Source organism: Gryllotalpicola daejeonensis, from assembly GCF_039538145.1.
Taxonomy (GTDB): Bacteria; Actinomycetota; Actinomycetes; order Actinomycetales; family Microbacteriaceae; genus Gryllotalpicola; species Gryllotalpicola daejeonensis.
Map to the genome: position 1 here is coordinate 1446868 of NZ_BAABBV010000001.1, position 22117 is coordinate 1468984.

Annotated in this window: 29 protein-coding genes; 16 read left to right on the forward strand and 13 right to left on the reverse strand. The window is 68.9% G+C overall.

Annotated elements, in window-relative coordinates; all coding sequences use genetic code 11:
• Nucleotides 1-79: 79 nt before the first annotated feature.
• Genes ABD736_RS07175 through ABD736_RS07185 form a run of 3 tightly spaced genes read right to left on the reverse strand, consistent with a single transcriptional unit; the run spans nt 80 to nt 3059 of the window.
• Entirely contained in the window at nt 80-853 is a 774-nt protein-coding gene (locus ABD736_RS07175; protein WP_344791057.1) for a pyrimidine reductase family protein, read from the reverse strand.
• Nucleotides 850-1818: a dihydropteroate synthase gene (gene folP, locus ABD736_RS07180; protein WP_344791058.1), complete on the reverse strand. Its 969-nt coding sequence runs from the start codon at nt 1816-1818 to the stop codon at nt 850-852. The genes ABD736_RS07175 and folP overlap by 4 nt, the downstream gene beginning before the upstream one ends.
• Nucleotides 1815-3059, reverse strand: coding sequence for an NAD(P)/FAD-dependent oxidoreductase (locus tag ABD736_RS07185; protein ID WP_344791059.1), 1245 nt, complete (start codon nt 3057-3059; stop codon nt 1815-1817). The genes folP and ABD736_RS07185 overlap by 4 nt, the downstream gene beginning before the upstream one ends.
• 84 nt (nt 3060-3143) lie before the next feature.
• Here ABD736_RS07185 and ABD736_RS07190 point away from each other — a divergent pair, with 84 nt between their 5' ends.
• The 3 genes from ABD736_RS07190 to ABD736_RS07200 all read left to right on the forward strand — a co-directional run bounded on the left by ABD736_RS07190 (nt 3144) and on the right by ABD736_RS07200 (nt 6118).
• A complete protein-coding gene (locus ABD736_RS07190) occupies nt 3144-3836 on the forward strand; it encodes a response regulator transcription factor (protein WP_120788329.1) in 693 nt (230 codons plus the stop codon).
• 80 nt (nt 3837-3916) lie between these two features.
• On the forward strand, nt 3917-5677 hold the full coding sequence (locus ABD736_RS07195) for a sensor histidine kinase (protein ID WP_344791060.1): 1761 nt from the start codon (nt 3917-3919) through the stop codon (nt 5675-5677).
• Nucleotides 5678-5821: 144 nt separating this feature from the next.
• Nucleotides 5822-6118 carry a WXG100 family type VII secretion target gene (locus ABD736_RS07200; RefSeq protein WP_344791061.1) on the forward strand — a complete coding sequence of 99 codons (297 nt, stop codon included), beginning with the start codon at nt 5822-5824 and terminating at the stop codon, nt 6116-6118.
• 185 nt (nt 6119-6303) lie between these two features.
• Here the strand turns inward: ABD736_RS07200 and groL are convergent, their stop codons facing one another.
• The 5 genes from groL to ABD736_RS07225 form a co-directional block, all read right to left on the reverse strand.
• Nucleotides 6304-7923 (reverse strand): chaperonin GroEL, encoded by a 1620-nt coding sequence (groL, locus tag ABD736_RS07205; RefSeq protein ID WP_344791062.1) that lies wholly within the window; start codon nt 7921-7923, stop codon nt 6304-6306.
• A 203-nt stretch (nt 7924-8126) separates the two neighbouring features.
• Complete coding sequence (locus ABD736_RS07210; protein ID WP_344791063.1) at nt 8127-8330, reverse strand: cold-shock protein; 204 nt, start codon at nt 8328-8330, stop codon at nt 8127-8129.
• A gap of 163 nt (nt 8331-8493) precedes the next feature.
• On the reverse strand, nt 8494-9066 hold the full coding sequence (locus ABD736_RS07215) for a LytR C-terminal domain-containing protein (protein ID WP_344791064.1): 573 nt from the start codon (nt 9064-9066) through the stop codon (nt 8494-8496).
• A 49-nt stretch (nt 9067-9115) separates the two neighbouring features.
• Nucleotides 9116-9373 (reverse strand): DUF3263 domain-containing protein, encoded by a 258-nt coding sequence (locus ABD736_RS07220; RefSeq protein ID WP_344791065.1) that lies wholly within the window; start codon nt 9371-9373, stop codon nt 9116-9118.
• Between the two features lie 16 nt (nt 9374-9389).
• A complete protein-coding gene (locus tag ABD736_RS07225) occupies nt 9390-9878 on the reverse strand; it encodes a GNAT family N-acetyltransferase (protein ID WP_344791066.1) in 489 nt (162 codons plus the stop codon).
• Nucleotides 9879-9939: 61 nt separating this feature from the next.
• Between ABD736_RS07225 and msrB the strand changes: the two genes are divergently transcribed.
• From msrB to ABD736_RS07270, 9 genes are read left to right on the forward strand one after another with little or no spacing between them, the layout of a single operon-like run.
• Entirely contained in the window at nt 9940-10359 is a 420-nt protein-coding gene (gene msrB / locus ABD736_RS07230; protein WP_344791067.1) for a peptide-methionine (R)-S-oxide reductase MsrB, read from the forward strand.
• Between the two features lie 55 nt (nt 10360-10414).
• Nucleotides 10415-10819 carry a TOBE domain-containing protein gene (locus ABD736_RS07235; RefSeq protein WP_344791068.1) on the forward strand — a complete coding sequence of 135 codons (405 nt, stop codon included), beginning with the start codon at nt 10415-10417 and terminating at the stop codon, nt 10817-10819.
• On the forward strand, nt 10816-11610 hold the full coding sequence (gene modA, locus ABD736_RS07240) for a molybdate ABC transporter substrate-binding protein (RefSeq protein ID WP_344791069.1): 795 nt from the start codon (nt 10816-10818) through the stop codon (nt 11608-11610). Before ABD736_RS07235 ends, modA begins: the two co-directional genes overlap by 4 nt.
• A gap of 10 nt (nt 11611-11620) precedes the next feature.
• Complete coding sequence (locus tag ABD736_RS07245) at nt 11621-12487, forward strand: ABC transporter permease (RefSeq protein WP_344791070.1); 867 nt, start codon at nt 11621-11623, stop codon at nt 12485-12487.
• Nucleotides 12484-13692 (forward strand): molybdopterin molybdotransferase MoeA, encoded by a 1209-nt coding sequence (locus ABD736_RS07250; protein WP_344791071.1) that lies wholly within the window; start codon nt 12484-12486, stop codon nt 13690-13692. Before ABD736_RS07245 ends, ABD736_RS07250 begins: the two co-directional genes overlap by 4 nt.
• The gene (moaC, locus tag ABD736_RS07255) at nt 13685-14200 is read left to right on the forward strand and encodes a cyclic pyranopterin monophosphate synthase MoaC (RefSeq protein ID WP_344791072.1); all 516 of its coding nucleotides are present in this window, start codon (nt 13685-13687) and stop codon (nt 14198-14200) included. Before ABD736_RS07250 ends, moaC begins: the two co-directional genes overlap by 8 nt.
• Complete coding sequence (locus ABD736_RS07260; RefSeq protein WP_344791073.1) at nt 14197-14667, forward strand: MogA/MoaB family molybdenum cofactor biosynthesis protein; 471 nt, start codon at nt 14197-14199, stop codon at nt 14665-14667. The genes moaC and ABD736_RS07260 overlap by 4 nt, the downstream gene beginning before the upstream one ends.
• A 35-nt stretch (nt 14668-14702) precedes the next feature.
• Nucleotides 14703-15281, forward strand: coding sequence for a nucleotidyltransferase family protein (locus tag ABD736_RS07265; RefSeq protein WP_344791074.1), 579 nt, complete (start codon nt 14703-14705; stop codon nt 15279-15281).
• Between the two features lie 31 nt (nt 15282-15312).
• The gene (locus ABD736_RS07270; RefSeq protein ID WP_344791075.1) at nt 15313-15624 is read left to right on the forward strand and encodes a hypothetical protein; all 312 of its coding nucleotides are present in this window, start codon (nt 15313-15315) and stop codon (nt 15622-15624) included.
• Nucleotides 15625-15714: 90 nt separating this feature from the next.
• Here the strand turns inward: ABD736_RS07270 and ABD736_RS07275 are convergent, their stop codons facing one another.
• Genes ABD736_RS07275 through ABD736_RS07285 form a run of 3 tightly spaced genes read right to left on the reverse strand, consistent with a single transcriptional unit; the run spans nt 15715 to nt 18457 of the window.
• On the reverse strand, nt 15715-16284 hold the full coding sequence (locus ABD736_RS07275) for an isochorismatase family protein (protein WP_344791076.1): 570 nt from the start codon (nt 16282-16284) through the stop codon (nt 15715-15717).
• Nucleotides 16281-18023, reverse strand: a complete 1743-nt coding sequence (locus tag ABD736_RS07280) for an MFS transporter (RefSeq protein WP_344791077.1) — start codon at nt 18021-18023, stop codon at nt 16281-16283. Before ABD736_RS07280 ends, ABD736_RS07275 begins: the two co-directional genes overlap by 4 nt.
• Nucleotides 18020-18457 carry a MarR family winged helix-turn-helix transcriptional regulator gene (locus tag ABD736_RS07285; RefSeq protein ID WP_344791078.1) on the reverse strand — a complete coding sequence of 146 codons (438 nt, stop codon included), beginning with the start codon at nt 18455-18457 and terminating at the stop codon, nt 18020-18022. The genes ABD736_RS07280 and ABD736_RS07285 overlap by 4 nt, the downstream gene beginning before the upstream one ends.
• A 108-nt stretch (nt 18458-18565) precedes the next feature.
• Here ABD736_RS07285 and ABD736_RS07290 point away from each other — a divergent pair, with 108 nt between their 5' ends.
• On the forward strand, nt 18566-19381 hold the full coding sequence (locus ABD736_RS07290) for an SDR family oxidoreductase (protein ID WP_344791079.1): 816 nt from the start codon (nt 18566-18568) through the stop codon (nt 19379-19381).
• 135 nt (nt 19382-19516) lie between these two features.
• On the opposite strand, the gene ABD736_RS07295 is transcribed toward ABD736_RS07290, so the two are convergent.
• Nucleotides 19517-19735, reverse strand: coding sequence for a hypothetical protein (locus ABD736_RS07295; RefSeq protein ID WP_344791080.1), 219 nt, complete (start codon nt 19733-19735; stop codon nt 19517-19519).
• Nucleotides 19736-19857: 122 nt separating this feature from the next.
• Between ABD736_RS07295 and ABD736_RS07300 the strand changes: the two genes are divergently transcribed.
• The gene (locus tag ABD736_RS07300) at nt 19858-20481 is read left to right on the forward strand and encodes a TetR/AcrR family transcriptional regulator (RefSeq protein ID WP_344791081.1); all 624 of its coding nucleotides are present in this window, start codon (nt 19858-19860) and stop codon (nt 20479-20481) included.
• Nucleotides 20482-20503: 22 nt separating this feature from the next.
• Here ABD736_RS07300 and ABD736_RS07305 read toward each other — a convergent pair whose 3' ends face one another.
• Entirely contained in the window at nt 20504-21166 is a 663-nt protein-coding gene (locus ABD736_RS07305) for a hypothetical protein (protein WP_344791083.1), read from the reverse strand.
• Nucleotides 21167-21497: 331 nt separating this feature from the next.
• Between ABD736_RS07305 and ABD736_RS07310 the strand changes: the two genes are divergently transcribed.
• Together ABD736_RS07310 and ABD736_RS07315 are read left to right on the forward strand one after the other, a co-directional pair.
• Nucleotides 21498-21923 carry a hypothetical protein gene (locus ABD736_RS07310; RefSeq protein ID WP_344791084.1) on the forward strand — a complete coding sequence of 142 codons (426 nt, stop codon included), beginning with the start codon at nt 21498-21500 and terminating at the stop codon, nt 21921-21923.
• Nucleotides 21923-22117: a helix-turn-helix transcriptional regulator gene (locus ABD736_RS07315; RefSeq protein WP_344791085.1), complete on the forward strand. Its 195-nt coding sequence runs from the start codon at nt 21923-21925 to the stop codon at nt 22115-22117. The genes ABD736_RS07310 and ABD736_RS07315 overlap by 1 nt, the downstream gene beginning before the upstream one ends.

Sequence of the window (22117 nt, forward strand, 5' to 3'; positions counted from 1 at the left end):
CGAGACGCGCGCTCCGCAGGCTCCGCGGGCTCCTCAACGATCGAGGTTCGACGCGCGCTCCGCAGGCGGCGCGGACCCGTCAGCCGCTATGCGGCTCGTCGCGGACGTAGCGCAGCAGCAGGGTCGAGTCCGAGTTGAGGACCTGCGCGAGCCTCATGGGCTGCGGGTCGGACGGCACCGCGCCTGTGATGCGGCCCGCATCGCCGCCCTCGAGCGTCGCGGTCACCGTCAGGCAGATCTCGTCGATCGCGCCGTCTGCGAGCATGAGGCCCGCGAGCGTCGGGCCACCCTCGCAGTGCACACGCAGCAGTCCCCGGCGCTGGAACTCCTCGAGCAGGAACGACGACTCGACGAGGTCGACCCCCGCGACGACCACGTCGGCCACCTCGCTGAGTGCTTGGAACCGGTCGTCAGGGGCATCGGCGGTCGTCAGCACGATCGGGCGCACCGGCGCCTCGGCGAAGATCGACGCGGCGGGCCCGAGGCCGAGCTCCGCCGACACGATCGCGAACACCGGGTGCGGCGTGAAGCCGTGCGCGACGCGCCAGGCGGCATCCGCATCGGAGAGCCGCAGCGCGCCGTAGCCTTCTTTGCGCACGGTGCCCGCCCCGACGAGCACCACGTCGGCGAGGCGCCGCAACAGGGCGAAGACGCGGTTGTCGGCGCTGTCCTGCAGGCCGCCGCTCACCCCGTCGCGGGTGACCGCGCCGTCGATCGACGCGACGAAGTTGAGCCGCACCCACGGCCGGCCGTCGGCGTGCGAGGCCCCCTCGTCGTACCAGTCGAGCAGCTGCTGATCGTCGGCGTCGGCAACCGCCGTCGGAACCAGTCGGTCGATGCGCGCCGAGCTCACCGGTTCTCCACCGCCGAATTCCGGTGCGGCCCCTGCGGGCCCGCGTCGCTCACGTTCATCTCGCCCATGTTGTGCACCAACTCCCCCGCGGGCGCCCTCGACCCCAGAATGGCCTCGGTCATCCGCACGGCGGCGACAGACTCGCGCACGTTGTGCATCCGCACGATGCGCGCCCCCTGCATGATCGCCACGACGGCTGCGGCGAGCGACCCCTCGACGCGCTCGCCCCGCGGGGCATCCAGCGTCTCACCCACGAAATCCTTGTTCGAGACGGCGGCGAGCACCGGGTAGCCCAGCTCGGCGATCTCGGCGAGCCGCCTGGTCAGCTCGAGCGACTGCAGCGTGTTCTTGTTGAGGTCATGGCCGGGGTCGATGATGAGCCGGTCGGATGCCACACCTGATTCGAGCGCGTAGGAAACGCGGTCCGCAAGGAACTCGGCGACTTCGGCGACGACGTCTTCGTATTCCGGCCGGGCGAACTGCGTGCGCGGGCCCGCTCCGCGCGGTGCGGCCAGCGAGTGGGTGACCACCAGCGTGGCGTCCGAGTCGGCGACGACACGCGCAAGGTCGGGGTCGTGCAGTCCCGTGGTGTCGTTGATCACGTCGGCGCCCGCCGCGAGCGCAGCCCGGGCCACCCGTGCGTCGAAGGTGTCGACCGAGATCACGACGTCGCTCGCCGCGCGCACGGCCTCGACGACCGGAACGACCCGCGCGATCTCCTCCTCCGCGGCGAGCGCGGGCCCCGGCGCGAAGGGGACTCCCCCGATGTCGACCCAATCGGCGCCGGCATCCGCTGCGCTCACACACGCCGCCACGGCGGCGTCGAGCCCGAACGTGCGCCCCTGGTCGTAGAACGAGTCAGGCGTGCGGTTCACCACCGCCATGACCGCGACCTGGCGCGAGAAGTCGAAGGTGCGCGTACCGATCCGTCGCACCGGCTCGCGCAGCGGCGGAAGGTAGATCATGCCTCGAGAATCGGCACGTCGGGGTCGGTCAGCTTCGCAAGGTCGACGGTGCGGCCGCTGCGGATCAGCGTCTGGATGTCATCTGAGACATCCCACACGTTGACGTTCATGCCGGCGACGACCCGACCGCCCGCGACCCAGAAGGCGACGAACTCGCGCCCGTCGACGTCGCCCCGGAAGACCGGCTGCGTATCGGCGGCGAGCGGAACGTAGCCCGCGTACTCCATGCCGACGTCGTACTGGTCGCTGTAGAAGTACGGCACGTCGTCGTAGCTCACGTCCTGACCGAGCATCGACCGCGCCGCCGCGCGCCCGCTGCCGATCGCGTTCGCCCAGTGCTCGCTGCGGAACCGGCGCCCCAGCGCGGGATTGATCGGATTCACGACGTCACCGGCCGCGTAGACGAGCGCGTTCGACGAGACGAGAGCGGCGGATGCCAGCACCCCGTCTTTGACCTCGAGCCCGGCGTCTTCGGCGATCTCGACATTCGGCACTGCGCCGAGGCCCACGATCACGATGTCTGCGGGGATCACCTCGCCGTCGTTGTCGGTCTCGACGCCGGTCACCACCGGGCCGCCTGGTCCGTCGGAAGCCTGAATCGCGCGCACCTCGCGCTGCAGCCGGAACTGCACGCCGTGGTCGCGGTGGATCGCCGCGTAGATCGCGCCCAGCTCGGGCCCGACTCCGCTCGAGAGCGGCACCGCGCCCCGGCCGACGACGGTCACGCCGTTGCCGTAGCCCCGCGCGACGGCCGCGGTCTCCATGCCGATCCACCCGGTGCCGAGGACGACCACCTTGCGGCCGCCTTCGCGCAGAGCGTCACGCAGCTCTTCGCTGTCGTCGAGCGTGCGCAGGTAGAAGACACCGGATGCCTCTGCTCCCGGCATTCGCAGAGTGCGCGGCTTCGCGCCGGTCGCGACCAGCGCCTTGTCGAAGTCGACCGACGAGCTCTCATCGAGGATCACCCGGTTGTCGACCAGGTCGAGTTCGACGGCGAGGGTGCCGGTGAGCACGTGCACGTCGTGCTCGTGGTACCAGTCCCACGGGTGCACATACGTTTCCGCGGGCTCCTTCGCGGGATCGCTCAGATACTCCTTCGACAGCGGCGGTCGCAGGTACGGCACATGGCGCTCGGAGCCGATCATCATGACGTCGCCGTCGTAGCCCTCGTCGCGCAGCGTCTCGGCGGCCGTGGCGGCGGCGAGGCCGCCTCCGATGATCACGAAGCGCCGTGTCGTCATGCTTCGAGCCTATTCCGCCGAGCGCATACTTCGCGCTCAAAGTTTTCTCTGGCGGGTTTCAGGAAACATGCAGATAATGGGCGCATGAACGCAGGACCTCGAATTCTGATCGTCGATGACGAGCCGAACATCCGCGATCTTCTGACCACCAGCCTCCGCTTCGCCGGCTTCGCCGTGCGCGCCGTCGCCAATGGCGCCCAGGCCATCTCGGCCGTGCTCGAAGAGGAACCCGACCTCATCATCCTCGACGTGATGCTGCCCGACATGAACGGCTTCGGCGTCACCAAGCGGCTCCGCGGCGCGGGCTACACCGCCCCGATCCTCTTCCTCACCGCGAAGGACGATACCGAAGACAAGATCACCGGCCTCACCGTCGGCGGCGACGACTACGTCACCAAGCCGTTCAGCCTCGACGAGATCGTCGCCCGCATCAAGGCGATCCTGCGGCGCACCATGCAGGCCGACGACGACGCGATCATCCGCGCCGGCGAGCTCACGATGGACCAGGACACGCATGAGGTCTTCGTCGGCGACGCGCCGATCGAGCTCTCGCCCACCGAGTTCAAGCTGCTGCGCTACCTGATGCTCAACCCCAACCGCGTGCTCTCGAAGGCGCAGATCCTCGACCACGTCTGGGAGTACGACTTCAACGGCGACGCCGGCATCGTCGAGAGCTACATCTCGTACCTGCGCCGCAAGGTCGACGCGCACTCGAGCGAGCCGCTCATCCAGACGAAGCGCGGCTTCGGCTACATGCTGAAGGCCGGCAAGGCGTAGATCTTCGCGGGTGCTCGGGCGAGGCATCCCGGCCACTGAGTCAGCCTCGCCCCAGCCAGCCGGAGTAGCTTTCGAGACCTATGCACCGGTCACTGCTCGCAGCGTGGAACGCCATCTCGCTGCGCACGAAGATCACGGGCGTGACCGTGCTGGTGCTCACCTTCGGCCTGCTGCTGACCGGAATCGGCACGACGCTGCTCTTCAAGCCCGTCTTGATCTCGCAGCTCGACCAGCAGCTGGAGGCAGCGTCGACCTCGTCGAGCATCAACGCCATGCTCGACACCGAGTCGAACGGCAACGACCAGGTCAGCCCCGACGGCGAGACGAGCGCGTACTTCCTCGCGATCTACGACTCGAGCGGCAAGCTGCTCGGCTACAACTGGCGCAGCAAGTCGAGCGACCTGCGGCCCGCCGTCGGCACGAGCCTGCCCGCGCACCTGAAGTCGGTGTGCCACGACGGCGACAACTTCTACCTGCGCAGCAACGACGGGACCGTGCAATACCGCGCCCGGTGCGTCTCGATCAGCTACTCGGCCGACAACCAGGCCGGGTCGGCGATCGTGGCCACCTCGACCGCATCGATCGACGTGCTGATGGCCGCCTACCTCACGATCTTCCTCGGCTTCGGCGTGATCGTCGTGGTCGTCGGCGCCGTGCTGACGCGCATGCTGGTCACGACCACCTTCGCGCCGCTGCGGCAGGTCGAGCGCACGGCGGCAGCGATCGCCGACGGCGACTTCAGCCAGCGCCTCGGCGGCGCTGAGCCGAACACCGAGGTCGGCCGCCTCAACCGCTCGCTCAACACGATGCTGTCGCGCATCGACCGTGCGTTCAAAGACCGCGCGCGCACCATCGAGCAGATGCGCCGGTTCGTCGGCGACGCGAGCCATGAGCTGCGCACCCCGCTCGTCTCGGTGCGCGGGTATGCCGAGCTGTACCGCATGGGCGCCCTGCAAGACGAGACTGCGGTGGCCGGCGCCATGGAGCGCATCGAGAAAGAGGCGCTGCGCATGGGCGGCCTCGTCGAAGATCTGCTCGAACTGGCCCGGCTCGACGAGACCCGGCCGCTGCAGCTCGCTCAGGTCGACCTGCTTCCGCTGGCCTATGACGCCGCGATGGATGCCCGTGCCGCGCACCCCACGCGCCGATTCGGCGTGCTCGTCGAACTGCCGCCCGCGCCGCCGCCCGCTCCGGGTCCGTCGGCGAGCGAGGACACCTCCACGAAGGCCCTGCCCGTGGTCGGCACGCCGCAGCCGCCCCAGCAGGCGGCGACCGGCCTCACGCGGGTGGCGCAGCGCAGCGGCATCCGCCTGCCGCGCCCCCAGGGCGAGAACGTCACCGGCCCCGTCGGCTTCACCGCGGCGGCCCTCGCTCGCCTGCGCCGGCGCGGAATCCGGCGCCCGGAAGAGATCTCGATGGCCGAGACGATGCCGCTGCAGCTCGAGGACATTCCAGAGCCGCACACCGTTCCGGCCCTCGTGATGGGCGAAGAGAACAAGCTGCGCCAGGTGCTCGGCAATCTCATCGGCAACGCGGTGCGCTACACACCTGACGGCTCGCCGATCGAGATCCGCGTCACTGCCGACCTCGATGCGCGCCGCGCGTCGGTCGAGGTCGTCGACCATGGCGAAGGGATCCCCCCGCAGATCCGCGACAAGATCTTCGAGCGCTTCTGGCGCGCCGACACCTCGCGCACCCGTGAGACGGGCGGAAGCGGGCTCGGGCTCGCGATCGTGACGTCGATCATCCACGCCCACAAGGGCACCGTCGACGTCGTCGAGACGCCGGGCGGCGGTGCCACCTTCCGCGTCTCTCTACCTCTCGCCGACGCCGCTTCCTGACCTCGTTCCGACGTGTCTTCCCCAGCACAGGCGCGCGGGTCACGATGCTGTCCACATTTCCGGGCGGTCGTCGGATTCCGGATTCCCCGGCCGGGCTAGCGTCGCCGGCATCCGTTGTCTCCAAGCCCAATTACGGAGGAAGCCATGACGACGTTCCAGGTCGACAGCACCGCGGTGCTCGATGCCACCCATGCGGCTCAGGCCACGCTCGAGCAGCTGCGCGGCGACGCGGCGCACCTGACCGCGACGCTCACCGCCCTGCAGGGCTCGTGGTCGGGCCAGGCGGCGAGCGCATTCCAGCAGGTGCTCGCCAACTGGACCACCACTCAGCGCACCATCGAGACCCAGATGGGCCAGTTGCAGCAGGTGCTCACCTCGGCCGCCCAGCAGTACCAGGAGAGCGAGCTGCGCAACTACCAGATGTTCGCGGCGGGGCTCTAGCGCCGACGCGCACCGTTCGGCACGAAACGCACGATTCGTCACCGTCGAACTCCGGTTCGGTGTGACGAATCGTGCGTATCGTGTCACTTCCCGCGCGCGGGCAGACGAAAGGGGCGCCCCCTTGCGGGAGCGCCCCTCTTCGCTGGTTACGTCTAGCTGTTCAGAGCTGTGACGACAGGCCGGACTTAGAAGTCCATGCCGCCCGTCGGGTCGGCGGCCGGAGCCGCGACCTTCTCGGGCTTGTCGGCGACGACGGCCTCGGTGGTGAGGAACAGGCCGGCGATCGACGCGGCGTTCTGCAGCGCCGAACGGGTGACCTTGGCCGGGTCGAGGATGCCCTGGGCCAGCAGGTCGCCGTACTCACCGGTCGCGGCGTTGAGGCCGTGGCCGGCGGGCAGGTCGGCGACCTTCGCCGCGACGACGCCCGGCTCGAGACCGGCGTTGAGGGCGATCTGCTTGAGCGGTGCGGCGATGGCGACCTTGACGATGTTCGCGCCAGTGGCCTCATCACCCGTCAGCTGCAGCTTCTCGAACGCGACCTTGCCGGCCTGGATCAGGGCGACACCACCACCGGCGACGACACCCTCTTCCACAGCGGCCTTGGCGTTGCGGACGGCGTCCTCGATGCGGTGCTTGCGCTCCTTGAGCTCGACCTCGGTGGCCGCACCCGCCTTGATGACGGCGACGCCGCCGGCGAGCTTGGCGAGGCGCTCCTGCAGCTTCTCGCGGTCGTAGTCGCTGTCGGTGTTCTCGATCTCGTTGCGGATCTGCTGCACGCGGCCGGCGATCTGGTCTGCGTCGCCCGCGCCCTCGACGATCGTGGTCTCGTCCTTGGTGATGACCACCTTGCGGGCCTGGCCCAGCAGGTCGAGCGTGACGTTCTCGAGCTTGAGGCCGATCTCTTCAGAGATGACCTGGCCGCCGGTCAGGATCGCGATGTCCTGCAGCTGCGCCTTGCGGCGGTCGCCGAAGCCGGGGGCCTTGACGGCGACCGACTTGAAGATGCCGCGGATCTTGTTGACGATCAGCGTGGCCAGGGCCTCGCCCTCGACGTCTTCGGCGATGATCAGCAGCTGCTTGCCGGACTGGATCACCTTGTCGACGATCGGCAGCAGGTCCTTGATGTTGCTGATCTTCTGGTTGGCGATGAGGATGTAGGGCTCCTCGAACACGGCCTCCTGGCGGTCGGGGTCCGTGACGAAGTACTGCGACAGGAAGCCCTTGTCGAAGCGCATGCCCTCGGTCAGCTCGAGCTCGGTGCCGAAGGTGTTCGACTCCTCGACGGTGACGACACCCTCCTTGCCGACCTTGTCGATCGCCTCGGCGATGAGCTCGCCGATCTCGGGGTCAGCGGCGGAGATCGAGGCGGTCGCAGCGATCTGCTCCTTCGTCTCAACCTCCTTGGCGCCGGAGATGAGCTCCTCGGTGACCGCGGCGACAGCCTTCTCGATGCCCTTCTTCAGGCTGATCGGGTCGGCGCCTGCGGCGACGTTGCGCAGGCCCTCGCGGACGAGCGCCTGAGCGAGAACGGTAGCGGTGGTCGTGCCGTCACCCGCGACGTCGTCGGTCTTCTTGGCGACCTCCTTGACCAGCTCTGCGCCGATCTTCTCGTACGGGTCGTCGAGCTCGATCTCCTTGGCGATGGACACGCCGTCGTTGGTGATGGTGGGAGCGCCCCACTTCTTCTCGAGGACGACGTTGCGGCCGCGCGGGCCAAGGGTGACCTTGACGGCGTCGGCGAGCGTGTTCAGACCGCGCTCGAGGCCACGACGCGCTTCCTCGTCGAAAGCAATGATCTTTGCCATGGTTGTTTCTCGTCCCTCCCGGACGTAGCAGCGAAAGAGGTCGTTAGCACTCAAAACGTACGAGTGCCAAAACTGATTCTGGCACTCTCCCTATCCGAGTGCAAGAAAGGCGGCGGCATCCCGTCACATCGTGCAATCCCCGGGCGACGAAGAGCCGCCCGGCAGATGCCGGGCGGCTCTCGTGAAAGTTCGTCGAAGCTGCGTTACGCCAGCCGCACGGACTCCGCCTGCGGGCCCTTCGAGCCGGTGCCGACCTCGAACGTGACCTGCTGGCCCTCTTCGAGACTCTTGTACCCGCTCATGTCGATGGCGGAGTAGTGGACGAACACGTCCTGTCCCCCACCGTCGACGGTGATGAAGCCGTAGCCCTTTTCAGCGTTGAACCATTTCACGGTCCCGTTCGCCATCGTTTCTCCATTGCGTGTTGCCGGACGCGCGCACTTCGCCGCATCACTGTGGCCAAGATCGTAGCGACACACCGGGAACTGAGATCTGCTCTGACGGCCCATTCCGTCGAAAAGTTACGGCGGCGTCAGACGTCCGTCACATTGGGGAAACGCCGCGAGCGGCTCAGCCCGGGTAGTCGGCGCCGAGGACGACCGTGACGACGGCCGCAGAACCGCCGAACTGCGCCGACTGCGCGACCGTCGTGACGCCCAGCGACTGGGCCACCCCGAGCGCGACGCCGCGCTGCGCGGCATCCGCGTAATACACGGTCGTCGTCGCCGCCTGCTGCGGAGCGTTGCCCGTGGTGACCGACGACCAGCCCGCGGCGCCGAGCTTGCCCGCGGCGTTCTTCGCGAGGCCCGCACGACCGGTGCCGTTCAGCACGCTGAGCTGCGCGCCGGGCACGATCGTGGCAGTCGGCGTCGGCGTCGCCGTCGGAGTCTGCGTACGCGTCGGGGTCGCCTTCGGCGTCGCGGTCTCGGTGATCGTGGGCTGTGGCCCTGCCGCGCTGTTGACGTTCGAGTCGAGCACGTGCAGATAGATCCAGCCGGCGCCGACGATCACCAGCACGGCGACGAGGCACCACACCAGCCACAGCAGCCCCTGCCCTCTGCGCCGCGGCGCGCGGTGAGCACCCACGCGCTCGAGGTCGGTGGGGACCACATCGAAGCGGTCCTTCGGGAATTGCTGTGCCATGCGCGCTCGGGTCTGTCCTTGGGGATGGGGCGGGGGTGTCCGCGGCGGTTCAGTCGATCGGCCGAGTCCGGGCCGCGCGATGCTCACGCCGCTCGTCCCGCTGCCGCAGCAGCCTCCGTACGAGAAGGGGGTCGTAGGAGAGTGCGGCAGGGGTCTCGATCAGCCGACCGAGAATCTGATAGTAACGGGCACCCGAAAGTCCCAACTGAGAGCGGATCGCCTGCTCCTTGGCCGCCGGTCCCTGCAGCCATTCGCGCTCGAAGTCCAGCACCGCGACCTCGAGGTCGGTGAGCTGGGGGGCTGGCATGGGCACAGGCTAGCGATCAGAGAGCGGCGTTCTCGGCGGCAACGCCGACAGCACTCCGATACATCCCGATATGACGGATGCCTGCCTCGAGGTACACCTCGCCGAAGGGCTCGAAGCCGGCCTTCGCATAGAGTTCCTGCGCGTACTCCTGTGCGTGCAGGAGCATGTCCTGCCCGGGGTTGTCGGCGATGGAGGCCGCGAGCACCCTGCTGGCCAGGCCGCGGCCCCTGGCATCCGCCCGCGTCACCACGCGCCCCACGATCACGTGGGCCGCGCCATGCTCCGGTTCGTCGTTCCACAGTGTGCGCAGGTAGGCGAGCACCGAGCCGTCCTCAGCGGCGATCCAGTAGTGGCGCGTGGTCGGCTCGAGATCGCGGTAGTCGAGCTCGGTCTCATCGACCTTTTGCTCGACGAAGAACACATCGGTGCGCAGCTTCGTGATCTCGTAGAGCTCGCGGGTGGTGAGTTCGTCGAAGGACTTGCAGATCACGGAACTTTCAGGCACTCGGGCGAGTTTACTTAGGTGTCGGCTTCACGAGAGCCGACAAGAGCAGAGAGGAACCGGCATGGGAGACGTCTCGTCCACCAACTACAAGGTCAGCAAGAGCGACGCCGAGTGGCGCGAGCAGCTCGACCCCGAGCAGTACGCGGTGCTGCGCCAGGCTGCGACCGAGCGGCCGTGGACCGGCGAACTGCTCGACGAAGACCGCGCCGGCGTGTACACGTGTGCGGCGTGCGGCGCCGAGCTCTTCAAGAGCGGCACGAAGTTCGACTCGGGCTGCGGCTGGCCGTCGTTCTATGAGAGCGTGCGCCCCGAGGCGGTCGAGCTCATCGAGGACCGCTCGCTCGGAATGGTGCGCACCGAGGTCCGCTGCGCGAACTGCGGTTCGCACCTGGGTCACGTCTTCCCCGACGGGTTCGGCACGCCGACCGGAGATCGCTACTGCATGAACTCGATCTCGCTGGGGTTCACGCCCGAGGCGTGATGCGCTAGCGCGGACGACCGCGCAAAACCGCAATTGCGTCACTAGAGTCTTGGCTGTGACGCAATTGCGGATTTCCGAAGCTGCGGTGTTCCTTGGCGTGAGCGACGACACCGTGCGCCGCCTCGTCGAGCGCGGCGAACTCGAGGCCGGCACCGGGTCAGAGGGCCCACAGACGGTCGACGGCGCGAGCCTCGCCGCTCTCGCGGTCGAGCGCGCCAAGGGGGCCCCCGACCAGTCGCCCGTGCTGAGTTCGGCGCGCAATCACTTCACGGGCATCGTTACGAAGGTCGAGATCGACGGCGTGATGGCTCAGATCGACCTGCAGGCCGGCCCCTACCGGGTCGTCTCGCTCATCAGCGCAGAGGCCGCGCGCGAACTCGGGCTCGAGGTCGGCAGCGTCGCCTCCGCGGTCGTCAAGGCCACGAACGTGAGCATCGAGACCATCGGCGGTCCCAGATGAGGAAGCTCAGCGGCATGGCGGGCGGAGCCGCCGCGGTGGCCGCGCTCCTGCTGAGCGGATGCGCGAGCGGCGGGCCCGATGCGGGCTCCACCAAGCCGGGCCACGCTGCGCCGCAGACGCTGACCGTCTATGCCGCGACGAGCCTGACCGCGACGTTCGACAAGCTGGGTGACGCGTTCGAGAAGGCGAACCCCGGCGTCACGGTGCGGTTCACCTACAACGGCACGTCGACCCTCGTCACCCAACTCTCGCAAGGCGCTCCGGCCGACGTGCTCGCCTCGGCCGACGAGAAGAACATGGCGAACGCGGTCGGTCAGAAGCTCATCGCCGGCACGCCCGTCGACTTCGCGACGAACGTGCTCGAGATCGCCACCGCGCCGGGCAATCCGAAGGACATCACCGGCTGGGCCGACCTCGCGAAGGCCGGCGTCAAGGTCGACGTGTGTGCCGACGGCGTGCCCTGCGGCAACGCCACGCGCGCGGTCGAGAAGGCCACGGGGACGCACCTCGCGCCGATCAGCGAGGAGCAGAACGTGGGTGACGTGCTCGCCAAGGTCGAGAGCGGCGATGCGGATGCCGGCGTCGTCTACGTCACGGATGTCAGGAGCGCAGGCTCGAAGGTCACCGGCGTCCCGTTCCCCGAAGCGAGACAGGCCGTCAATACCTACCCGATCGCGGCGACCTCGTCGTCGAAGAATGCGGCGCTTGCCAAGAGATTCATCACGTACGTCACGGGAGACGAAGGCCAGAAGCTGCTGGCGGATGCCGGCTTCGGGGCGCCCCCGAAGTGAGCGGGCGGTCGTGAGCGAGCATGGCCGACGTGCCTATCCCGCCTGGCTCTGGATCCCAGCGGGACTCGGCGCGCTGTTCGTGCTGCTGCCGCTCATCGCCATCGTCGTCCACGTCGACTGGCCACACTTCGGCGGCCTGATCACCTCGGAATCCTCCCTCGCCGCGCTGCGGCTCAGCATCCAGACCGCCCTCATGTCGACCGCGATCTGCGTCGTCCTCGGCGTGCCGATGGCCGTCGTGCTTGCGCGCGGGCACTTCCGCGGCCAGTCGGCGGCGCGCGCGCTCGTGCTCGTGCCGCTCGTGATGCCGCCGGTGGTGAGCGGCCTCGCACTGCTCTACACGGTCGGCAGCCACGGGTTGCTCGGCCCGACCCTGCTCAGGCTCGGCCTGCAGGTGCCGTTCTCGACGACCGCGGTCGTCCTCGCGCAGTCGTTCGTCTCGTTGCCGTTCGTCGTCATCAGCCTCGAGGGCGCGCTGCGCACGGTCACAGAGACCCACGACGAGATCGCGGTCGCCTACGGCGCCAGCCGCACGCAGGTGCTGTTCAAGGTCACGCTGCCAAGCCTCGGACCCGCCCTCATCTCGGGCACGGTGCTGTCGTTTGCGCGTGCGCTCGGCGAGTTCGGCGCGACCATCACGGTCGCGGGGTCGCTGCAGGGCGTCACGCGCACGCTGCCACTCGAGATCTATCTGCAGAACAACCTCGACCCGGATGCGGCCGTCGCGCTCTCTCTCCTGCTGGTCGTGCTCGCGCTCGTCGTCGTCTTCGTCGCGGGGCGGCCCTGGCGCCGCGCCGCGCGAGCCGAGCTGCTCGACGTGATCTCGAGCGAGCTGCGCGGCCCTCGAGGCGAGCGGGGCAATAGCGTGGTCTCATGACCACCGTCGCCGAGCACCAGGCGGCCGTGCGCGCGCTGGCTGAGGCCGCGCTGCGCGGGGCTGCGGAGGACGTGCCGCTCGGGGCGGCACTCGGCCGGATCCTGGCCGCAGACGTCACGAGCGCGATCGACCTGCCGCCGTTCGACAACTCGCAGATGGACGGCTACGCGGTGCGAGCGGGCGATTTCAACCGCCTCAGTCCGGATGCCGGAACCGGACCGCTTCGTGTCACTGGCCACATCGCGGCGGGCGACCCGATCACGGCCTTCGCCGGGGGTGCGGCCGCGATCATGACAGGTGCGCCGCTGCCGCCCGGCGCCGACGCGGTCGTTCCGGTCGAGGCCGTGGGCGGCCCCGGAACGTTCGCCGCCGTCGGCGAGAGCATCGAACTGCACGAACCCGTGGCCCCGGGAGCCTTCGTGCGGGCGCGTGGCAGCGACCTGGCGGCCGGCGACACCGTGCTCAGCGCAGGAACCCTGCTCGGGCCCGCGCAGCTCGGGGCGCTCGCGGCTTCCGGTCTCACCACCGTCGCGGTGAGGCGGCGCCCGCGGGTCCTGATCGTCTCAACCGGAGCAGAGCTCACGGCGCCGGGCGAGCCGCTGGCCCCGGGAGCCATCTATGACGCCAATGCCATCGCACTCGCCGCGGCGGTCACGCAGGCGGGCGGCACCGCCCTCGCGACCGGGGTGTACAGCGACGAGCCGGAGCATCTTCGCGTCGCGCTCGACGCGGCAGGGCCCGTCGAGCTCGTCGTCACGAGCGGCGGCGTCAGCGCGGGCGCCCACGAGGTGGTGCGCGAGACCCTGGGTCCGCTGGGGGTGCGGTTCGGGTCGGTCGCCCTGCAGCCGGGCGGCCCGCAGGGACTCGGCACGATCGACATCTCCGGCTTCCCGACCCCCGTGCTGTGCTTTCCGGGGAATCCCGTCAGCGCGCTGGTCTCGTTCGAGCTGTTCCTCAGGCCGCTGCTGCGCGGCAGTCGCCCGACGACGCACCTGCCGCTCGCGGCATCCGTCGAATCTCCCATCGGCAAGCATCAGGTGCGTCGCGGCCGCATCACGACAGATCACACGGTGGAGCTCGTCGGCGGCCCCAGCTCGCACCTGCTCGCGGCGTACGCTCGTTCCGACGCGCTGGTCCACCTGCCAGAGGGTGTCGCCCACGTCGCCGCCGGGGAACCGGTCGAGGTATGGAGGATCGATGAGTGACGCGCCCGCCCAGCCGGCGGAATCCGGCGGCCTCACCCACGTGCGCGGCGACGGCGCGGTGCACATGGTGGATGTGAGCGAGAAGCAGATCACGAAGCGCAGGGCCGTTGCGCAGGCAGCGGTCATCACCACGCCGGAGGTGATCGAACTGCTCAGGCAGGGGCGCCTGCCCAAGGGCGAGGCGCTCGCGGTGGCGCGCATCGCCGGCATCATGGCCGCCAAGAAGACGCCCGACCTCGTGCCGCTGTGCCATCCGCTTCCTCTGACCGGGGCCGACGTGGAGCTGAGCGCCGCAGGCGACCGCGTCGAGATCCGCGCGACGGTCAAGACCGTCGGCGTCACCGGCGTCGAGATGGAGGCGCTGACGGCTGTGACGGTGGCCGCGCTGACGGTCTACGACATGATCAAGGCGGTCGACAAGGGCGCCGTGATCACCGAGGTGCGCGTCCTCGAGAAAGAGGGCGGCAAGTCGGGTCCGTGGCAATCGGAAGACCGGCGCGACGCATGACCGCGCTCAGCCTGACCGTCTCCACGCGAGCGTCGGCTGGGGTCTACGAGGACTCGACCGGCCCGCTGATCTTCCAATGGCTGACAGAGCGCGGCTTCGACACGGCCAGGCGGGTCGTGCCTGACGGGCCCGGCGTCGAGGCGGCGCTGCGAGGCGCGGTCGCCGGTCGGCTGCGCATGGTCGTGACCACCGGCGGCACGGGCATCAGCCCGACCGACCGCACGCCCGAGCACACTCGCGCGGTCCTCGACCTCGAGCTGCCCGGCTTCGCTGAGGAGCTGCGCCGCGTCGGCGCCGCGCACTCGCCCCACGCGCTGCTGAGCCGCGGCGTCGCCGGCGTCGCCGGGCGCACGCTGATCGTCAATCTGCCCGGATCGGCCTCGGCTGTGCGAGACGGGCTGCGGCTGCTCGACGGCTTCTATCGGCACGCTCTCGAGCAGATCGCCGGCGGCGACCACCCGCGCTGAGACGGGTGCCGCTCCGGGCCGCTATAACCTTATTCATGGCCGTCGTCTTCCCCTCAGCCGGAGTCGTGCTCGCCGCGGGTGCCGGCACCCGCTATGGGATCCCCAAGGCGCTCGCACGCGCCTCTGACGGAACGCCGTGGGTGCAACTCGCAACCGAGAAGCTTCTCGACGGCGGCTGCTCGCAGGTGACGGTCGTCTTGGGGGCGTCTGCCAAAGAGGCGAGCGAGCTCGTTCCGAGCGACCCGCGGGTGCACCCCGTGGTCGAGTCGCACTGGACCGACGGTATGGGCACCTCGCTGCGGGCGGGGATGCGGCATCTCGAGGCATCCGCCCCGCCCTCGGTGTCGGCCGCGGCGATCACGCTCGTCGACCTGCCCGACCTTCCGGTGGCGGTTGTGAAGCGGCTCCTGAGCGGCGTCAAGATCACGAGCCTCCGGCAGGCGGTGTTCTCGGGCAGACCGGGGCACCCCGTCGTCGTCGGGCGGCAGCACTGGGCCGACTTCACCGGCACCCTGCACGGCGACACCAGCGGTCGCGACTACCTGACCGCTCACGGCGTCGAGCAGGTGGAGGCCGGCGACCTGTGGTCGGGCCGCGAGGTCGGAGTGCGCTGACGGGCTTCTGCTCGCGACGTAGGCTGTGGGCGTGAACTGGCTCGATCGCTACTTCCCGAAGAGCCCGAAGATCACTGGGCCGGCGGTCGGCATCGGCATGCTCGTCGCGGTGGTGAGCGATTCAGAGCAAACGGATGCGTCGGAGGACGACCCGATCGGTGTGGTCATCGCCCCCGGGAACAATGAGATCGCCGCCTACCCCGGCCTGCAGCGGCCGCCGAGCTGGACGGTGGCGTTCGAGCGCCCGAGCTACACCGCCGACGGCCGCGGCCCCTTCGAGCAGGCCACGTTCCCCGAGCACCGGCTTCGTGTCATCGACCCGAATCCGTCGCTCGGGGCCTGAGCCACCACAGACGCGAGGAGCGGTGCGAAACGCACGCCCGGCCGCCCGGGAACATGCATTCCGCACCGCTCGATGGAAGCCCTAGACCTCTCAGCGCGCCGCGAGAGCCTCGAGCACCTCAGCCGTCGTGCCGAGCTCGCCGAGCTTCGGGAACTGGTGCTCGATCGACGCGTTGTGCGCCGCCTCGCTGGTGTCGGTCATCGCGTCGAGCACGAAGCCGACGTGGTAGCCCAGCTCGTACGCCGAGCGCGCAGTCGACTCAACGCCCGACGTGGTCGAGACGCCGGTCAGCACGATCTGCGTGGCGCCAACCTCCTTGAGCTTCGCGTCGAGGTCGGTGGAGAGGAATGCCCCGAGGGTGGTCTTGGTCACGGTGATGTCGCTCGGCTGCTGGTTCAGCTCGGGAAGCAGCACGGTCGCCTCCGGCGGAATCGAACCGCCAGCGGGCCGGCCGGATTCCTTGCTGCGCTCAGTGCGTCCAGGGGCACCACCGGCCACGTTCACGAGCACGACCGGCAGGCCCTTGGCGCGGAAGGCCTCGGCGAGCTTCGCCGAGTTCGCCACGACGTCGTCGAACGAGTGGACGGTCGGGTAGCCCTTCAGGCCGGTCTGCAGGTCGATGACGACGAGGGCTGGGGTCTGCTCGAGTTCGATGCTCATGCGTTCTCCTTCATTCGGTGGGTGGTTGGGGGAAGTGTCTGCTCGCTGTCCACGGCGACGCCGGTGCCGCGGAAGGCGGATGCGACGGCCGAGACGAGCGAGATGGCGGCCGAGACGGCGAATACGACGACGAGCCCGTCGTGGAAGGGCCCCGAGATCAGGTTCGGGAAGAAGGTGTGGCCGGTGAGCACGGCCTGCGAGTGCGCGGGCAGCGTGGAGAGCGCGTGATAGCTGTCGAGCAGGTACTTGACCGGATTCGTGCCCAGCATCGCCGCGAACAGCGATGACACCGGCGGCAGGCCGCCGATCTTCTCCGCGATGGCCTGCGGCACTCCATGCGCCGCTAGGCCCGCGGTCAGAGTGTGCGGCAGCGTCGCGGCGAGGCCGGAGATCATCAGCGAGAAGAAGACGCCGATCGAGAGCGACGTGCCGGAGTTCTGGAACGTCGCGCGCATGCCGCTCGCCACGCCGCGATAGCGGGCAGGCACCGAGCTCATGATGGCCGCCGAGTTCGGCGACGAGTACATGCCCATACCGATGCCGTTGAGCGCCAGCAGCGCGGCGAACAGCCAGTACGGGAAGTCGACGGGCAGGAAGATCAGCCCGACGAAGGAGAGCCCGAAGACGACCATGCCTCCCGTCGCGAACAGCCGGGCGCCGAAGCGGTCGGACAGCGCGCCCGACACCGGGCCGGCGAGCAGGAATCCGCACGTCAACGGCAGCATCAGGATGCCGGCCCACAGCGGTGTCGATTCGTAGGAATACCCGTGCAACGGCAGCCAGATTCCCTGCAGCCAGATCACCAGCATGAACTGCAGGCCGCCCTGCGCAAGCGAGCCGCCGAAACGCGTGATGTTCCCGAACGCGAAGGCTCGGATCTTGAACAGCCGCAGCTCGAACATCGGGTCGGTGATCTTCAGCTCGATCCAGACGAAGGCGGCGAGCAGCAGCACACCGCCGATCAGTCCGGCGAGCACCCACGGATTCGTCCACCCCATGGTGTGGCGACCGTACGGCTGCAGGCCGAAGGTGATCGCCACGAGCACCGCCGAGAGACCGATGGCGAAGGTGCCGTTGCCCCACCAGTCCATGCGGCTCGGGTGCCGCACGCCGTTGTCGCGCAGCATGAAGTACGCCCAGAGGGTGCCGACGATGCCGACCGGCACGTTCACCCAGAAGACGCTGCGCCAGTCCCACGCCGCGAGTAGACCGCCTGCGGTCAGGCCGATGAACATGCCGGCGAGGCCGGCGACCTGGTTGATGCCGAGTGCGAAGCCGCGGCGCTCGCGCGGGAACGCATCGGTCAGGATCGCCTGCGAGTTGGCGGTCAGCATCGAGCCGCCGAACGCCTGCAGCAGCCGCCAGCCGATCAGCCACAGTGCAGCCGGCGAGCCGCGGAACGGGTCGAAACTGAGCAGCACGCTCGCGATCGTGAAGACCAGGAATCCCAGGTTGTAGATGCGCACGCGCCCGAACATGTCGCCGAACTTGCCCACCGCGACGACCAGCACCGACTGCACGAGGCGGTAGCCCATGATCATCCACAGCAGGAAGGCGATGTTCGACGGCGCGAGCGGGTCCAGGTGGATGCCCGTGAAGATCGCCGGCAGCGAGATGAGCACGATCGAGCCATCAAGGCTCGACATGAACACGGCCATCGTCGTGTTGGTGAGCGCCACCCAGCGATAGCGGTCGGGCTTCGGCTGCGGCGCTGCTGCAGCCGCCTCGGTTCCGCTCACAGCCCCTCCGCCAGCCGCGCGAGCAGCGGCGCCGCCGCGCGCAGCGTCGCAAGCTCGTCGGCGTCGAACCGGGTCGTGAGCTCACGCGCGATCGCCGCGGCACGGGCGTCGCGCCGTGCGTCCATGACCTCCGCGCCGGCTTCGGTGAGCCGCAGCAGGATCCGACGGCCGTCGACGGTGTCCTTGGTGCGCTCGATCAGGCCGCGCGCCTCGAGCGCCGCGATCGTCGCACCCATGGCCTGCGGGCTGATGCCCGCGACGCGCGCGAGCGCGCCCGAGGTGGTCTCGACCGCGCGGCGGATGTTGATCAGCGCAGCGATCTCAGAGGCGCTGAGTTCGCCCTGCGGCCGCGCCGTGCGCGCGGCCGCGATGAACAAGCGGATGCTGTCCAGCAAGGACCCCGCCAGCTCTTCAGCCTCCCGCGCATCGCTCATATTCATAAGCCTAGGTTGATAAACCTCTCCTTACAAACCCCACCGATGCGTGACGGCAGAAGTCAGATGCGGTGCGCTCCGGCACAGGTCGCGCGTAGCGTCGCTCTCATGGCAAAAACCTGGTTCATCACCGGCACCTCGAAGGGCTTCGGCCGCGAGTGGGCGACGGCCGCCCTTGAGCGCGGCGACTCGGTCGCGGGCACCGCCCGGCGCCTCGACGACATCGACGACCTCGCCGCTCAGTACCCAGAGACCTTCCTGCCCGTGCAGCTCGACGTGACCGACCGCGAGGCCGACTTCGCGGCGGTCGCTGCGGCCGCAGAGCGCTTCGGACGCCTCGACGTCGTCATCAACAACGCGGGCTATGGCCACTTCGGCATGGTCGAGGAGCTCACGGAGCAGGAAGTCCGCGACCAACTCGAGACGAACTTCTTCGGCGCGCTCTGGGTGACGCAGGCGGCGCTTCCGCTCCTGCGGGCGCAGGGCAGCGGCCACATCATCCAGGTGTCGAGCATCGGCGGCATCACCGCCTTCCCTGGGATCGGTGCCTACCACGCGTCGAAGTGGGCACTGGAGGCGTTCTCGCAGTCGCTTGCACAGGAGGTCGCCGCCTTCGGCATTCGCGTCACGCTGATCGAGCCCGGCGGCTTCGAGACGGACTGGGCCGGCCCGTCGGCGCGGCACAGCGCCGAGATCCCGGCATACGACGACATCCGCGCCCAGCGCGCACAGCGGCCGACGACAGCCCGGCGCGGCACGCCCGGGGCCACGAGGCGCCCGATCCTCGAGATCGTCGACGCTGCGACCCCGCCGCTGCGCGTCTTCTTCGGCGAGCCGCCGCTCGCGATCGCGACGGCCGACTACGAGTCGCGGCTGGCGACGTGGAATGAGTGGCAGCCCGTCTCGATCGAGGCGCAGGGCTGACACGGGATGCCTGGCCCAGGCATCCTCACGCCTTAAAGAAGACGATCCGCCCCGCTCAACGTCGGCGTTCCCGAATCGCCGACGGAGCGGGGCGGATCTATAACACTGAGGGCGCCCAACCCCTTGTCACGTTCCTCAGTGGCCTGTGTGCCAATGGTCGTAGCCGACCCGGCAGTCGCAACCGACGCGAATCCACTCGCCGGTGCGCTCACTCATGAAGATCTCGGCGTGCGCCGCACGCTGATCACCGCGCAGCGCCAGCGGCGATCGACGGCGCGGGCCCGAACCGAGACCGAGCTGCTGCAGCAAGTGCTGCCACCCCGTCATCTCCGGGGCGACGATCGCGCCGGCCATGAACTTTACCGCCCTTCGTTGCGTTGCACGACAACTGTCAGGCATCGTACCTGACACCTGTCGCGTTGTCTATAGGACAGCTGTCTCATAATGGCCGACTTCGCGGGGTAGGGTTTTCAATCATGGATGCCCGCTCTCGTCGATCTCGGAGCGCGCTCGTCGATGCCGTCTACCGCCTCAGCGTCGAGAACGGAATCGATCGCCTGACCGTTACCGACGTCGCCGCTGCGGCGGGCGTCAGCCGTGACACCTTCTACCGCCACTCGGCGGACCCGGTCGAGCTGCTCTGCGCGGCCCTGCAGGAGGAGCTGGCGGACTCCGTCTCCGCATACCTCGCGATGCCCCTCGTCGACGACAGCGAAGACAGCGTGTTCCTCGCGCCGGCCGCCGCCGTCATGGAGCACATGCGCGACCACACCGCGATCTATCGCCAGGCCCCTGGCAGCAAGAGCGGGGCACGCCTCACCGCGATCATCGAAGGCGCGGCCCGCCAAGTCATCGAGACCCACCTCGACAACCACCCCGAGATCGTTCCGGAGCAGTTGCGGCCGATGACGGAGGTGACGAGGCAGATGTCCCTGGCCTACGCCTCGTCGGGTGCGACCGCGGCGTTCTTCGCGTGGATCAACGGCGACGACCTCAGCGACGTACGCCGCTACGCGCAGGTCGTACTGCTCTCCGGCCCCGAGTGGTGGCTCGGCCTGCCCGCACCGGTGGCGACGCCGCGCCCCCGCACATCCAGCTGAGCGGGCTGCTCCTCACTGCGGCTCATTCGCCTTCGGCAGCCGCCGCCGGCCGCCCTGCATCGCGCGCGGCGATGGCGGCTTCGCACTCGGCGATGGCCTCTGCCGCCCACGTGCGCTGCTGCGCCGTTCCGAGCTCGGCCGCCCAGCAGGCGCTCGCACGGAACGACTCGAGGGCCGCTTCGAGCTCGCCTGCGTCGAACCGGCTCCAGCCTCGATTGTTGTGCAGCGAGACGAGCCACCGCTTCGTGCGGGCATCCGCCGTGATCTCGGCCAGCTCGATGGCGCGCTGCGTCCACTCGTCGCTGCGCGCCCGGTCGACGATCGCCAGCATGTGCAGCGCGTCGAGCTCGAGGAAGCGCTGGCCGCTTGCGTGAGCGAGAGCGAGCGCGTTCCTGAAGGCGGCGGATGCCTGCGCCGGCTGTCCCGCGGAATTGAAGAGCCGCCCCCTCTCGAGCGCGATGCGGATCTCCACGGCAGGGTCGCTGCCCGTCCCGAGGCCATCGAGCACTTCGTGCGCTTCGTCGAAGCGCTGCTGCAGCCCGAGAGCCCGAGCACGCTGCGTCGCCAGCTCGCTGCGTTCGGCCGACGTGTACCGCGCATCGGCTGCAGCGATCGCGAAGCGCTCCTCGGAGCCGACCGGGTCGTCGAAGTCCCACAGCGCGTCGAGCAGGTCCTGCGTGATCACGCGCCATTCCTAGCGCATTCCAGAGTGCGCCGGGTTACGTCTCACGAAAACGTGGAGCGCCCCGCACCAACCCGAATGGCGCGGGGCGCTCGAGACGGTGCACCTCCCAGCCGGAGCGTCCTCATAACAGCATCGCTGTGGCGCCTCCCCTGGCGCTCTTTGACGTCTACCGGTTCCCCTGGGCCGTCTCAACATAGATAAAGCTAAAGGAGCTGAATCACCCTCACCATCCCATTGACACGGCGGCACTTCAGCCGCTAGAGCAGCACGCAGATCGCCCTTGATGTAAAGGACTATTGACACGAGTTTCATGCCGTCGCAGACTGGCGACATGACAAGTGAACTTGACTCGACGGCAGAGACTGCGCGCGAGCAGAACCTGCGTCGGCGCTATCGCACCCGGATCACGATGGCGTCCATCATCTACGTCGTCGTGCTGGCGCCCGTCACCTTCTGGGGCGGCCTCGGCGGCCATTCCGCCTGGCGGTTCCTGTTCGCACTGTTACCGGTACTCCCGGCCGCGTGGATGGCAGCGATCATCATCGCTCGATTCCGTGAACTCGATGAGTATCAGGTGCGACTGGCTTTCCCCGGCATTGCGTCCGCGCTCGTCTCGGCGATGCTCGCGAGCGTGACGATCGGATTCCTCGGCATTACGGGGCTCAACCTTCCGGGGGTGGGGTGGATCGTCTTCGTGGCCGGGATGGGGACGTGGTGGCTCGTGAGCCAGCTCACCGGCGCCGCGAAGCAGTTCTAGTGCGCAACCGCATCCGCGCAGAGCGAGAGACCCGGGGCTGGACACAGTTGGCCCTTGCCGAACGGCTCGCGGTCTCGCGCCAGACGGTCAATGCGATCGAGACGGGCAAATACGACCCGTCCCTCCCGCTGGCGTTCCGACTTGCCGCCGTGTTCCAGACCCGCATCGAGGACCTCTTCCATCCAGACCACTGA

What these genes read in the sequence shown, in the direction of transcription:
- folP (WP_344791058.1), bottom strand. Translation starts at nt 1,818, where the DNA reads ATGATCTACCTTCCGCCGCTGCGCGAGCCGGTGCGACGGATCGGTACG.
- ABD736_RS07185 (WP_344791059.1), bottom strand. Translation starts at nt 3,059, where the DNA reads ATGACGACACGGCGCTTCGTGATCATCGGAGGCGGCCTCGCCGCCGCC.
- ABD736_RS07190 (WP_120788329.1), top strand. Translation starts at nt 3,144, where the DNA reads ATGAACGCAGGACCTCGAATTCTGATCGTCGATGACGAGCCGAACATC.
- ABD736_RS07195 (WP_344791060.1), top strand. Translation starts at nt 3,917, where the DNA reads ATGCACCGGTCACTGCTCGCAGCGTGGAACGCCATCTCGCTGCGCACG.
- ABD736_RS07200 (WP_344791061.1), top strand. Translation starts at nt 5,822, where the DNA reads ATGACGACGTTCCAGGTCGACAGCACCGCGGTGCTCGATGCCACCCAT.
- groL (WP_344791062.1), bottom strand. Translation starts at nt 7,923, where the DNA reads ATGGCAAAGATCATTGCTTTCGACGAGGAAGCGCGTCGTGGCCTCGAG.
- ABD736_RS07210 (WP_344791063.1), bottom strand. Translation starts at nt 8,330, where the DNA reads ATGGCGAACGGGACCGTGAAATGGTTCAACGCTGAAAAGGGCTACGGC.
- ABD736_RS07215 (WP_344791064.1), bottom strand. Translation starts at nt 9,066, where the DNA reads ATGGCACAGCAATTCCCGAAGGACCGCTTCGATGTGGTCCCCACCGAC.
- ABD736_RS07220 (WP_344791065.1), bottom strand. Translation starts at nt 9,373, where the DNA reads ATGCCAGCCCCCCAGCTCACCGACCTCGAGGTCGCGGTGCTGGACTTC.
- msrB (WP_344791067.1), top strand. Translation starts at nt 9,940, where the DNA reads ATGGGAGACGTCTCGTCCACCAACTACAAGGTCAGCAAGAGCGACGCC.
- modA (WP_344791069.1), top strand. Translation starts at nt 10,816, where the DNA reads ATGAGGAAGCTCAGCGGCATGGCGGGCGGAGCCGCCGCGGTGGCCGCG.
- ABD736_RS07250 (WP_344791071.1), top strand. Translation starts at nt 12,484, where the DNA reads ATGACCACCGTCGCCGAGCACCAGGCGGCCGTGCGCGCGCTGGCTGAG.
- moaC (WP_344791072.1), top strand. Translation starts at nt 13,685, where the DNA reads ATGAGTGACGCGCCCGCCCAGCCGGCGGAATCCGGCGGCCTCACCCAC.
- ABD736_RS07260 (WP_344791073.1), top strand. Translation starts at nt 14,197, where the DNA reads ATGACCGCGCTCAGCCTGACCGTCTCCACGCGAGCGTCGGCTGGGGTC.
- ABD736_RS07265 (WP_344791074.1), top strand. Translation starts at nt 14,703, where the DNA reads ATGGCCGTCGTCTTCCCCTCAGCCGGAGTCGTGCTCGCCGCGGGTGCC.
- ABD736_RS07275 (WP_344791076.1), bottom strand. Translation starts at nt 16,284, where the DNA reads ATGAGCATCGAACTCGAGCAGACCCCAGCCCTCGTCGTCATCGACCTG.
- ABD736_RS07285 (WP_344791078.1), bottom strand. Translation starts at nt 18,457, where the DNA reads ATGAGCGATGCGCGGGAGGCTGAAGAGCTGGCGGGGTCCTTGCTGGAC.
- ABD736_RS07290 (WP_344791079.1), top strand. Translation starts at nt 18,566, where the DNA reads ATGGCAAAAACCTGGTTCATCACCGGCACCTCGAAGGGCTTCGGCCGC.
- ABD736_RS07295 (WP_344791080.1), bottom strand. Translation starts at nt 19,735, where the DNA reads ATGGCCGGCGCGATCGTCGCCCCGGAGATGACGGGGTGGCAGCACTTG.
- ABD736_RS07300 (WP_344791081.1), top strand. Translation starts at nt 19,858, where the DNA reads ATGGATGCCCGCTCTCGTCGATCTCGGAGCGCGCTCGTCGATGCCGTC.
- ABD736_RS07310 (WP_344791084.1), top strand. Translation starts at nt 21,498, where the DNA reads ATGACAAGTGAACTTGACTCGACGGCAGAGACTGCGCGCGAGCAGAAC.